10 protein-coding genes are annotated in these 12,003 nt (G+C 66.5%); 2 read left to right on the top strand and 8 right to left on the bottom strand.

Going from position 1 to position 12,003, the window contains the following annotated elements:
• Nucleotides 1–42: 42 nt before the first annotated feature.
• Together ABD301_RS09815 and ABD301_RS09810 are read right to left on the bottom strand one after the other, a co-directional pair.
• Complete coding sequence (locus ABD301_RS09815) at nt 43–1,005, bottom strand: quinone oxidoreductase family protein (protein WP_344309142.1); 963 nt, start codon at nt 1,003–1,005, stop codon at nt 43–45.
• A 38-nt stretch (nt 1,006–1,043) separates the two neighbouring features.
• On the bottom strand, nt 1,044–1,733 hold the full coding sequence (locus ABD301_RS09810) for a TetR/AcrR family transcriptional regulator (RefSeq protein ID WP_344309140.1): 690 nt from the start codon (nt 1,731–1,733) through the stop codon (nt 1,044–1,046).
• Between the two features lie 177 nt (nt 1,734–1,910).
• Between ABD301_RS09810 and ABD301_RS09805 the strand changes: the two genes are divergently transcribed.
• Nucleotides 1,911–3,611: an MFS transporter gene (locus ABD301_RS09805; protein WP_344309138.1), complete on the top strand. Its 1,701-nt coding sequence runs from the start codon at nt 1,911–1,913 to the stop codon at nt 3,609–3,611.
• Between the two features lie 60 nt (nt 3,612–3,671).
• Here the strand turns inward: ABD301_RS09805 and ABD301_RS09800 are convergent, their stop codons facing one another.
• On the bottom strand, nt 3,672–4,070 hold the full coding sequence (locus ABD301_RS09800; RefSeq protein WP_163573846.1) for a MerR family transcriptional regulator: 399 nt from the start codon (nt 4,068–4,070) through the stop codon (nt 3,672–3,674).
• A 33-nt stretch (nt 4,071–4,103) separates the two neighbouring features.
• Nucleotides 4,104–5,534, bottom strand: a complete 1,431-nt coding sequence (locus ABD301_RS09795) for an FAD-dependent monooxygenase (RefSeq protein WP_163573847.1) — start codon at nt 5,532–5,534, stop codon at nt 4,104–4,106.
• A 91-nt stretch (nt 5,535–5,625) separates the two neighbouring features.
• On the opposite strand from ABD301_RS09795, the gene ABD301_RS09790 reads away from it, so the two are divergent.
• Entirely contained in the window at nt 5,626–6,345 is a 720-nt protein-coding gene (locus tag ABD301_RS09790) for a TetR/AcrR family transcriptional regulator (RefSeq protein ID WP_344309135.1), read from the top strand.
• On the opposite strand, the gene ABD301_RS09785 is transcribed toward ABD301_RS09790, so the two are convergent.
• From ABD301_RS09785 to ABD301_RS09770, 4 genes are all read right to left on the bottom strand, one after another.
• Nucleotides 6,331–7,071, bottom strand: coding sequence for a peptidyl-tRNA hydrolase (locus ABD301_RS09785; protein ID WP_163573849.1), 741 nt, complete (start codon nt 7,069–7,071; stop codon nt 6,331–6,333). The genes ABD301_RS09790 and ABD301_RS09785 overlap by 15 nt on opposite strands.
• Nucleotides 7,058–8,251, bottom strand: coding sequence for a phosphoserine phosphatase SerB (gene serB / locus ABD301_RS09780; protein ID WP_344309132.1), 1,194 nt, complete (start codon nt 8,249–8,251; stop codon nt 7,058–7,060). The genes ABD301_RS09785 and serB overlap by 14 nt, the downstream gene beginning before the upstream one ends.
• 164 nt (nt 8,252–8,415) lie before the next feature.
• The gene (ctaD, locus tag ABD301_RS09775) at nt 8,416–10,137 is read right to left on the bottom strand and encodes an aa3-type cytochrome oxidase subunit I (RefSeq protein ID WP_425551913.1); all 1,722 of its coding nucleotides are present in this window, start codon (nt 10,135–10,137) and stop codon (nt 8,416–8,418) included.
• 97 nt (nt 10,138–10,234) lie between these two features.
• Nucleotides 10,235–11,524 (bottom strand): MFS transporter, encoded by a 1,290-nt coding sequence (locus ABD301_RS09770; RefSeq protein WP_344309128.1) that lies wholly within the window; start codon nt 11,522–11,524, stop codon nt 10,235–10,237.
• Nucleotides 11,525–12,003: the final 479 nt, after the last annotated feature.

The raw sequence follows: 12,003 nt of genomic DNA, 5'->3' as shown, positions 1-12,003 counted from the left end.
CGTGCCGCGTATCCAGACCAACGCTCGGAAAATCGCCGCCAGCTAGCTGGCCGGCAGGTCCGGTCGCAGCACGATCTTCCCCAGGTTCTGCCGGTTTTCCACCATCCGGTGCGCGTCGGCGGCGCGTTCCAGCGGCAACCGGGTGGATATCACCGGCCGGAGCGCTCCGGATGCGCGCAGCGACCAGAGATTCCGGAGGTTCTCGTCGTACTCCTGCCGCCGCTGCTGGAAATACGGCGCCATCGAAAAACCGATGACGGTCTGCGCGTACATCCGCAGCTCGTTGACGTTCGCGATGGCGCCGTCGCCGTTGTACGACACCAAACGACCGAAGGGTGCCAGCACGTCGAGGCACAGCTGCTGCGCCTCACCACCGACGCCGTCGAGGACGACATCCACCGGCCTTTCGGCTATCAGCCTCAAATCTTCGTACGTGATGACCCGATCGGCGCCCAACCCGAGCAGGAACTCGCGCTTTTCCGCCGAGCTGACCACCGCGATCACCGTCCCGGCGCCGGCCACCCGGGCGAGCTGGATCGCGAGATGCCCAACGCCACCAGCCGCCGCGGTCACCAGTACGGTCTCGCCGTCCCGAACCCCGGCGCAGCGCACCACACCGCTCGCAACCTGCCCACTGCGGACGAGCAACAACGCGTCGTCCAAGTCGACTTCGTCCGGGACCGCGGTCAAAAATCCCATCGGCACCAGAGCGAAATCAGCGTACGCACCGACAATCGTGATGCCGGTGACGCGCTGCCCCTCGCACCAACCGGTCACTCCGGCACCAACCGCGGCGATCCGGCCGGCGACCTCGCCGCCGGGCGCGGCCGGCAGCGGTACGCCGCCGCCATTCCCGTCGCCGCGGACCAGCCGGACCACCGGCAGGGTGATGCCGACGGTCTCGACCTCGACCAGCACCTCACCGAAACCAGGCAGCGGCTTGGGTGTTTCGTCCACCACCAGCACGTCCGGGTCACCGTACGAGTGAAACCTGACCGTACGCATCCGATGCCTTTCGCCGGGGGAACTCCTCCAGCTCCACCCTAAGGCGTACCTTTTGTCCAGGCCTTCGCGGCCAGTAGAGCCAGGTGCAGCGCGACGAGCGAGTCCTCCAGCTCGGCCAGCGCGTCGAATCGTCCACTGTGGACGGTCGCGCGGACAAGTTCAGTAGTGGCCCCGACAGCGGCCAGATATGCGTGCTCGGGCACTTGCGGACAGGACGGATCCACGGCCCGCGCACGCTGGTGCCAGGCCCGGTTGAGATGCGCGAAGCGGTGCCGCGAGGCGTCGATGCGGTCCCGCGCCACCCTGCCCGCGCCGGGCATCTCGACGTAGAAAACCTGCGCGAAAGCCGGTTCGGCGATGAGAAACTCCAGCAATGCCCGGCAGGCCACCCGCATGGCCTGTTCCGGACTTACGTCGTCCGCCAGCCCATGGGTCGCGGCCACGATATGGCCGATCATCAACCGGCCACCCTCCTGGGTGGCCTCCAGGAAACAGTCCTCTTTGTCGCTGAAATGAGCATAAAAAGCAGCTCGGGACACCTTTGCATTTCGCACTACATCGGCGATTGTCGCGGCGGCATAACCGTTTTCGGCCACCACCGCCACAATCGCGCGAATAATCCGCTCGCGTTGCGCGGCCCGCACGCGAGCGGCCGGCAACCGAGACCTGCCACGCGGCAGGCCGGGCTCACCTTCGTGCGTACGGGCCAATGACCCCTCTTGCCTCATGGCCCCCTCGCTTCTAGAGTACGAGCGCGTACCTGTGATGCGCGACACTCGGCAGTCTCCACGTGATCAACCCCGTACCGCAAGTAAAAACAGGAGGTGCCAGCTCCCTCACCAGGCTCCGGCCGCGGCGGCGGCCGTCCAGGGTTCGTATCTCGGCGAATCGAAGGAGGCGGTCTGATGACCGCAGTCGTCTCGGGCACCGCGGGGGATGTCAGCGGCGGGTGGACCCGCGGGCTCTGGCACCGACAGCTCGACCACTATCCCAGCACCGGCAAGCGCATGCTCTATCTGAGCATTGTGGTTATCGCGACCGTCGTCCTTTATTACGAACTTTATGTCGGCGGCGCCGTCGCGCCCGCGATCATCGCTCACTATCACATGTCATTTCCTTACTATGTCTACATTTCCGTGTTCGGCAACCTGATAGGGGCGTTCGCCTCGATCGTGGCCGGACTGGCCGATCGCTGGGGGCGGGCGAACCTGGTCGCGTACGGCCTCGCGGTGACCGGGGTCCTCATCCTCTTCGCGCTTCCCAACGCTCCCGACAAACTCACGTACGGCATCGTGTTCGCGGTGGTCTCGTTCGTTGAGGGCATTGTCCTGGTGGCCACGCCCGCCCTCGTACGCGACTTCTCGCCGCAGCTCGGCAGGGCTTCCGCGATGGGCTTCTGGACGCTCGGACCGGTGGTCGGCAGCCTGGTCCTGTCGGAAGTTTCCAGCAACACCATCGGTTTCCTGCCGGACTGGCAGTCGCAGTTCATCATCTGCGGCATTGCCGGGCTGGTCGTCTTCGTGGTCGCGCTCTTCGGACTCCGGGAGCTCTCACCCCGACTGCGCGACCAACTGATGGTCAGTCTGCGCGACCGGCAACTGGTCGAGGCGAAGGCAAAAGGCATCGACATCAACCAGAGTCTGCGCAATCCGTGGCGACAGATGTTGCACCTGGACATCATCGGCTCGGCCTTCGCGATCGCGGTGTTCCTGATCATCTACTACACAGCGGTCGGATTCTTCACGATTTACTTCACCACGCTGTTCGGCTACAGCCTGGCCGAGGCCAACGGACTGGGAAACTGGTTCTGGGCTTTCGACGCGCTGGCCCTGATCGTGGTCGGCATCGTCTCGGACCTGACCAAGGTCCGAAAACCGTTCATGATCTTCGGTGCGATCGGCTCGGTCGTGATGACGATCGTTTTCGCCGACCGGGTGCACCATCCGGAGACCAGCTACTACACGTTCGTCTGGATCATCAGCATCATGGCCGTTTTCCTGGCCATCGCGTACGCGCCGTGGATGGCGAGCTTCACCGAGACGGTGGAACGCCGTAACCCGGCGCTGACCGCGACTGGGCTGGCGGTCTGGGGCTGGATCGTCCGCATCGTCGTCGCCGTCAGCATCGCCGCCATTCCTTTCGTGATCAGCTCGATGACACCGCTCGTGCAGTACGGCGCTCAGGTGCAGGAGCTGAGCACGAAATACGCACCGCAGCTGGCCACTCTCAAAGCCATTGACCCGGCCACTTTGGCCGCACTGAGCGCAAATCCGCAGGACACCGCCGCGGCTACCAAGGCGGTTGGCGAAATCGCCACCGCCCAGCACGTGGATGCCGCCACCGCGGTCGGAAAACTGCAGGCAGTGGCCGCCGTTCCCAAGGCCGACCTGACTTTCCTGCAGACGTACGGACCTCAGGTGGCCGGCGCGGCCGCCACCACCCGTGGCCAATGGCAGAACTGGTGGTGGGTCTGCGTCGGCGGCGAGATCGTCTTCATCCCGCTGATCTTCGTGATGGCCGGCCGGTGGAGCCCGCGCCGCGCCCGAGAAGACGCCGCCGCGCACCAAAAACAGGTCGAAGAGGAACTCGCCCTCCTCAAATCCTGACCCACCGACTTTGTCCGCACCGCCCCGCTGCTTGCGCCTCTCGCAAGCAGCGGGGCGTTACTATGCGGAGTCCTGCTCTACCTGCGCCAGGAGACCCAGCCGCTGTTCAACGTTTAGATAGTTCTCGACTTTGTAGTCGATGATTTTCAGGCAGGCCTGCAGGTCGGCTATCCGCGCACGTACGTCCGCCTGGTGTTGCTGCAGGATCTGCCGGCGGCGGGCGGAGGTGCCCACGCCGCCGCGCCGCAAAGTGGCGTATTCCACCATCAGCCGGATCGGCATCCCGGTGATCCGCAGCCTGGTCAGGAAGCTCAGCCAGGCCATGTCCGCGTCCGAGTACGTCCGCCGGCCCCCGGAGTCGCGGGCCGGCGGATCCACCAGCCCGATGCGCTCGTAGTAGCGGAGCGTGTCAGCGGACAGTCCGCTCTGATGTGCCGCTTGGGCGATGGAATAGCTCACCACTAGACCGTAGGAGTTGGAGTGCGCTCCAAGTCAAGCCCGAACGCGAGATGAGTCCACCGACCACGCACGCAACGCGACATCCAGCGTGTCGTACGCGTCTCCAGGACCCGCCGCCCAAGCGACCACGCCATCGGGCCGGACCAGCAGCGCGACCAGGTCGTCGCGCCCGGTGGACTGGACCTCGACGGCGCCCGGCACCGCGCCAGCGGGCGCGAGCAGCACCGCATCGCCGTCGCGGGTCAGCTCCGACAACCGCGCGTCCGCACCGTTGACCAGCGTCAACGCCAGATCCGGGCAGGGCCGGCCGGCGAGCGGGTGGTCACACTCGTACGGCAGCTCGTGCTGGACGTCCAGCCCAGACATCATCAGCCCGAAATGCCGATTGACCTCGGGAATGTCCATAAGATCCGCGACGATGTCACGCAGCGCGTCGGTGTGCGGGCCTGGCCGGAGCAGCGCCGACTGCGCCCGGGTGTTGTGCAGCACGTCCGCGCCGACCGGGTGGCGCTCCCGGTGGTACGAGTCGAGCAGCCCCTCCGGGGCGGTGCCGGCGACCGTGGCGGCGAGCTTCCAACCCAGGTTGACCGCGTCCATAAGGCCGAGATTCAGGCCTTGGCCACCGCTGGGCGAGTGGACGTGAGCCGCGTCGCCGGCCAGCAGCACCCGACCCAGCCGGTACGCCGTCACCTGCCGCGCCTGGTCGGTGAAGCGGAGGCCATCCTGCACGTCCGTGATCGTCACGTCGACGCCTGACACCCGCTTGACGCTGGCCTGCATCTCATCAACGGTGATCGGGCCGTCCCAGCGGTCCGGGTCCGCGAAGTCGAAGGTGGCCACCATCCCGTGGCCGTAGAACAGCGTGCCGCCCTCAACCCGGCCGGGCGGCGGCAGCTCACTCACATCCTCGATGTGCGCGGGCACCCGGCGGACCGTCATCAGCGGTGCGGTGCCGGGAAAGTCGAAGCCAGCCAGCTTGCGGACCGAGCCGCGGCCGCCGTCGCAGCCCACCACGTACGCGGCCCGGATCTCGCGATCGCCGGCACGCACAGTGACCCCGTCCTCATCCTGTTCTAGACCAGTCACGGCGTGCTCGTACCAGACTGGCACGCCCATTCCGACGGCATGCTCCAGCAGGATCTTTTCCAGCTCCACCTGCCAAATCAGGGTGGACTTTCGCTCCAGCGCATCGATCTTGAAAATCGACGCGAAATGGGCCTTCTCGCTGCCGTGATCGCGGGCCTTGTCCGCACGCCCGGCCTCGTCGTGCCGCGCGATCAGCTCGCCCAACCCACGCCGCTGCAACGCCTCGGTCGCGAGTGGGCCGATGCCACGGGCCCGCGGTTCGCCGGACGGGCGGGCCAGCCGCTCCAGCACGACCGGGTTCGCCCCGGCCAGCTTCAGCTCGGCGGCCAGCATCAGGCCAACCGGACCTGCTCCAACAACAACTACATCTATGGTCATGATCGTCTCCAAACCAGGGAACACTGTACTCAGTAAGGCCACGCTAGCAAACTGAGTACACTGTTCGCAATTAGCCTTCTGGAGGTGGTCGGTGGTCATCTGGATGCGGCCGGAGCGGGCGTCTCGCGGACCGAGGCCAGCCCACAGTCGTACCGAGATCGCACTGGCCTGCGTACGAGTGGCGGACGCGGAGGGCATCGACGCGGTGTCGATGCGGCGGGTCGCCGCCGAACTGGGCACCGGTACGACCTCGCTCTATAGATACGTGTCGTCGAAGGACGATCTCTATGACGTGATGGTCGATGCCGTCCTTGGCGAGGAGCAGCTACCCATTCCGACGGGCTACTGGGTGGAGGATCTTCGCCAGCTCGCATCCTGGAAACGGGCGCGGTTTGTGAGGCATCCGTGGATGGCGACGGTGTCCGGCCGACCGGCCGTCGGGCCGTGCGGGCTGGTCGTTCAGGAGCGTTCGCTGCGGGCGGTCGACGGGCTCCAGCTGCCGATCGACGAGATGTACATCATCGCCGAGGCCCTCGACGCGTACGTACAGGGCTTCGCGATGCGGGAGGTCGCCGAGCAGTGGGCCATCCAGCGGTCCGGGCTCGATGCCGAGGCCTGGATGGACGCGCATGCGGCGTACGCCCAAGCGGTTATGGCGAGCGGAGACTTTCCGCTGATCAGCCGCATGTGGCTGGACGCCTCGGAGCCACATGCCGCGGATCGCGCTGAGCGCGGTTTCCAGCACGGCCTCGACCGGCTGCTGGAAGGCTTCGGGGCCAGCATCCGGCGGTCGCACTCACCAGGTGGCTAGCACCGTGATCGTGCCCGGCTCGACCTCGGTGAAACCCGCGTCGCGTACGGCCACCGCGTCCTTCCTGGTGACCAGCTCGGCCCATTCTGGCTTCGTGGCGGCTCGTACCAACACCGGGAAGTCGGCGTCGGCCCAGGCCGCCAGCCGGTCGCGGTCGGAGTAAGCGGCGAGCAGCATCGACGCGTGCCCGACCTGCGCCATCGCCTTGCCGGTCGTCATCGTCGCTTCCGGCGTCAACCACAGCGTCGGCGTTGTTACGTTCGGAATCCGATTGTCACGGTCGGCGGCATCGGGGTCGGTCAGCTCGATGCCGGCGACCTGCAACCGGGACAGCTCCTTCGGCAGCTCGGTGACCAGGGACGGCGGGAAGGCGCGCACCTGCGCCGTACCAACCCGCACTGTCACCCCGGGCAGCCCTTCGGCCACCCGCCAGTGGATGCCACGAGCCCGCCGGACGACCTTGCGGATCCGGTCGGTCATCCAGGCATGCACCTCGTCATGCCACTCACCGCCCTCAGCCGAGCGCGGATCGGCGAGTAACACGACCACCGCCCGCGCCGCCGCCGTCAGCGCGTCAGTGTGCGCAGGAGGGTCGGCTTTTTCCACTCGTACGACCAATTGCTGCGCTCTTACGTCCGTTTCCGGCTCGATCTCGCCGGCCATCAGCCGCTTGTGGCGCTCGACCATCGGCTCCAGCAGGGCGGTCAGTTGGTCAACTGCCGGCATCGGCCTCTTCCACCTCGTCGCGGCTGATCCCCAGGAAGAACAGGATGGCGTCCAGATATGGCTGGTTGAGGGACGTGTCAGCGACCGCACGCAAGGCCGGTTTAGCGTTAAAGGCGATGCCCAGCCCAGCCGCGCTGATCATGTCGATATCGTTGGCGCCGTCGCCGACCGCCACCGTCTGGCTCATCGGAATGCCCGCCTTTTCGGCGAAATTCCGCAGCGCGGTCGCTTTTCCGGGCCGGTCGACGATCTCCCCGACCACCTCGCCGGTGAGCCGGCCGTCCACGATCTCCAGGGTGTTCGCGGCCGAGAAGTCGAGCCCGAGATCTGCCACCAGCTGGTCGGTGACCTGGGTGAAGCCGCCGGAGACGACTCCGCACAAATAACCCATGCGTTTGAGCGTACGTACCAAAGTGCGGGCTCCGGGGGTGAGTTGAAGATCGTGGCGTACCGCATCGATGACGCTCGCGTCCAAACCCTTCAGCTCAGCGACCCGCGCCTTCAGGGAAGCGCCGAAATCGAGCTCGCCGCGCATCGCCTGCTCGGTGACTTTCGCGACCTCTTCGCGACGGCCCGCGTACTCGGCCAGCATCTCGATCACCTCGCCGGTGATCAACGTCGAATCGACGTCAAACACCACCAGCCTGGTCGCCCGGCGGGCCAACCCGGCCGGCTCGACAGCGAGGTCCGTACCGGTCGCCTTCGCCGACTCGGCCAGTGCCGCCCGCAGGTGGGGGCCGTCCACTCCGGAGACAATGAGTTCCAGACTGGTCACCGGATATTTCGACAGCCGAGTGATCCGGTCGATGTTGCCACCGAGCTCAGCGATCCGCGCGGCCGCCCCGGCCATCGCGGGCGCGGTCAGCGGTCGCCCCAACAGGATCACGTGCTGGCGCCTCGGCTGCTCGACGCTCGGCGTCGCCGGGCCACCAATCAGCACCTCCGCGGTCAACCCGAGCCGACCACAGGTCTTGTGCAGATGCCCCGCCAGCGCGCCGGCATCGCCGTGCACCGCCAGCGACACTCCCAGAACCAGCTTGCCGCGCAGCACCACCTGCTCAACGTCCCGAACCTCGACGCGCTCGCTCTCGTACGCGGTCAACGCCTCGAAAAGGGTCGCCGTCACCCCCGGCCGGTCCGCGCCGGTGACCGTACACACCACCCGGATCGGTTCAGCCACGTGGTGAGCCTAGCTCGCCCTCGCCGCCACGTGTGGTCCCGCCCGGTCCCGTCCCGTCAGTCCCGCACTCGACGTCGACTGCGGGGGGGTGGCAGGAATGGGGGGAACAAAAAAAACTCGCCGGCGGCCTGGGAGGGCCAGCCGGCGAGTTTTGAAGAGAGGAGCTACTTCGAGGAAGTAGTGACTTCCTTTTTCGGGGCGGGGGGTGCGACTGGTCGGGCGCCGGGGGCGTAGTCGGGGAATTTCAGGTCAAAAGCGGGACGCTCGGACCGGATCCGCGGCAGCTGGGTGAAGTTGTGCCGAGGGGGCGGGCAGCTGGTGGCCCATTCGAGCGAGCCGCCGTAGCCCCAGGGGTCGTCGACCGTGACGACGCGGCCGAGTTTGTACGACTTCCAGGCGTTCCAGGCGAACGGCAGCGTCGAGGCACCCAGGATGAAGGCGCCGATCGTCGAAACGGTGTTCAGGGTGGTGAACCCGTCGGACGCGAGGTAGTCCGCGTACCGGCGGGGCATGCCCTCGGCGCCGAGCCAGTGCTGCACCAGGAAGGTGGTGTGGAAACCGATGAAAGTCAGCCAGAAATGCAGCTTCCCGAGCCGCTCGTCCATCATTCGGCCGGTCATTTTCGGGAACCAGTAGTAAATCCCGGCATAGACGGCGAAGACGATGGTGCCGAAGAGCACGTAGTGGAAGTGCGCGACGACGAAATACGAGTCGGAGACGTGGAAGTCGATCGGCGGGGATGCCAGCAGTACGCCGGAAAGCCCACCAAACAGGAACGTCACCAGGAAGCCGATCGCAAAAAGCATCGACGTGGTGAACGTGATCGACCCGCGCCACATGGTGCCGATCCAGTTGAAGAACTTGATGCCGGTCGGTACGGCGATCAGGAACGACAGGAAACTGAAGAAGGGCAGCAGCACCGCGCCGGTGGCGAACATGTGGTGCGCCCACACCGTCAGCGACAGGGCACCAATCGCGAGGGTCGCACCCACCAGTGGCTTGTAGCCGAAGACCGGCTTGCGGCTGAAGGTCGGAATGACCTCGGTAATGATGCCGAAGAATGGTAAAGCGACGATATAGACCTCTGGATGGCCGAAGAACCAGAACAGGTGCTGCCAGAGCAGCGCACCGCCGTTGTCCGCGTCGAAGACCCGCGCGCCCAGGTGCCGGTCGGCGGTCAGCGCCGCCAGCATGGCGGCCAGCACCGGGAAGACCATCAGTGCGAGCAGCGCGGTGACCAGGATGTTCCAGGTGAAGATCGGCATCCGGAACATCGTCATGCCGGGCGCCCGGAGCGTCATGATCGTGGTGACCATGTTGACCGAGCCCAGGATCGTACCCAGACCGGAGATCATCAGACCGATGATCCACATGTCGGCGCCGGCGCCGGGCGAGTTGATCGCCGAGTTCAGTGGCGCGTACGCGAACCAGCCGAAGTCGGCGGCCCCGCCCGGGGTGATGAAGCCGAGCACCACGATCGTGCCGCCGAAGGCGAACAGCCAGAACGAGAAGGCGTTCAGCCGCGGGAACGCCACGTCCGGCGCGCCGATCTGTAGCGGCACGATGTAGTTGGCGAACGCGAACACCATCGGCGTCGCGAACAGCAGCAGCATGATCGTGCCGTGCATGGTGAACAGCTGGTTGTACTGCTCGTTGGTGAGGAACTGCAGCCCCGGCCGGGCCAGCTCGGCCCGCATCAGCAGGGCCAGCACACCGCCGATCCCGAAGAAGATGAACGACGTGATGAGGTAGAGCAGGCCGATCGTCTTGGCGTCGGTGGTCCGGATCAGGCTGAGCAGCACGCTGCCCTTCACGGACTGCCGAACCGGCCACGGCCGGGTGACGATGGGCGTCGGCTCAACCTGCTTGTCGGCCGTGGACACCAAACCCCTCCAGCATGTCGGCGAGCGAGCGAGAGGTCTCCACCCCTCCGCAGGGAGAATAGTCCTCGACAGTCTGTAGAGCACTCCCGGGGGAGGTCCCTCAAGCTGCGACGACGACGGTACGCGGACGACGCTGGATGGCGAGCACGATGATCGCCGCGAGGACGCTCAACATGCCGGCGACGTACCAAACCAGGTCGTAGTTCCCGAGCGCGTCTCGTACGACGCCGGCCGTCACTGACGCGATGCCGGCACCCACCTGGTGCGATGCCAGCACCCAAGCGAAAACGACCGGTCCGTCGGCGCCGAAGAAACGGCGGCACAGCGCCACCGTCGGCGGCACGGTAGCGACCCAGTCCAGGCCGTAGAACACGATGAAGATGACCATGTCGGGACGCAGGGTGGCGGCGAACAGGCTGGGCAGCACGAGCAGCGACAGGCCGCGGCCGGTGTAGTAGACGATCAGCAGCAGCCGGGAGTCGAAACGGTCGGTCAGCCAGCCGGACAGGACCGTACCGACGATGTCGAAGACGCCGACCATGGCGAGCAGGCCCGCGGACGTCGTCTCGACCATGCCATGGTCGTGCGCGGCCGGGATGAAGTGGATCTGCACGAGCCCGTTGGTGGTCGCCCCGCAAATCGCGAAACTCGCGGCCAGCAACCAGAAAACCGGCTTGCGGGCGGCCCGGCCCAGGGCCGTGACGGCCCGCATCGCCCCGCCGCCGACGACCTGGGCGACCTTGGCCGGGGCCTCGGTGGCCCCGTACGGCAGCACGCCGATGTCTTCGGGACGGTCGCGCAGCCGCCACCAGACCAGCGGCGCGGCCAGCAGCGCGATCGCCGCGACGACCAGCGCCGCGCTGCGCCAACCGGACGTGGAGATCAGCGTCGACAGCAGCGGCAGGAAGACCAACTGGCCGGTGGCACCGGCCGCGGTGAGGATGCCGATGATCAGGCCGCGGCGGGCCACGAACCAGCGGTCGGTGACCAGCGCGGCGAATCCGAGCGCCATCGAGCCGGTGCCGAGCCCGACCAGGACTCCCCAGCACAGGATCAGCTGCCAGGGCGCGGTCATGAAGACGGTCGCACCACTGCCGACCGCGACGGTCGCGAGCGCTGCCGCCACCACCTTGCGCGGGCCGAAGCGCTCCATAAGGGCGGTCGCGAAAGGGGATGTCAGGCCGTACAAGACCAGGTTGACCGACACCGCCGCCGAAATAGTGCCGACCGACCAGCCGAACTCCTGGTGCAACGGCGTCAGCATGACACCGGGCGTAGACCGGAAGCCGGCCGCGCCGATCACCGCCAGAAACGCGACCGCCGCCACAAACCAGGCGGGATGCAGACGGGTACGCCGCTGTCGGGGCACGCGGGTGGGAGTCGAGGTCACCCGCCCATGATCCGGAGTTCGCGCGCCGCCCACGAGTGGCCCGCAAGCCACTTCCCGCAAGAATCCGGCCATGATCTGGTGGGTACGAACGAGAGGGTGACCTGGGTCATGCCGCTACTTGAGTGAGGCTTGGTCGACGACTGGGACTGCGGGGGGGTGCCGGCCCTGTTTAAGGGCGGTGTGTGCTGGGGGCCTGGTTAAAAAGCGGTGTGGGCTGGGGTGGTGGGCGCCCTGCTTAAAAGCGGTGTGGGCTGGTGGGCGCCCTGGTTAAAGCGGTGAGTGCCGGTGGGCGCGCTGGTTAAAAGCGGTGTGTGCCGGGGAGAGATGGGCGGCCTGGTTAAAAGCGGTGTGGGCTGGGGAGATGGGCGCCCTGGTTAAAAGCGGTGTGGGCTGGGGAGATGGGCGCCCTGGTTAAAAGCTGATGGCGCTAGCTGAAATTCCCCACTTTTGCTAGATCATTTTCCCCAGTTGGGTGTCGT

The organism is Fodinicola feengrottensis (assembly GCF_039530045.1).
GTDB classification, from domain to species: Bacteria; Actinomycetota; Actinomycetes; order Mycobacteriales; family HKI-0501; genus Fodinicola; species Fodinicola feengrottensis.
This window is presented reverse-complemented; position numbering and strand designations above follow the sequence as displayed.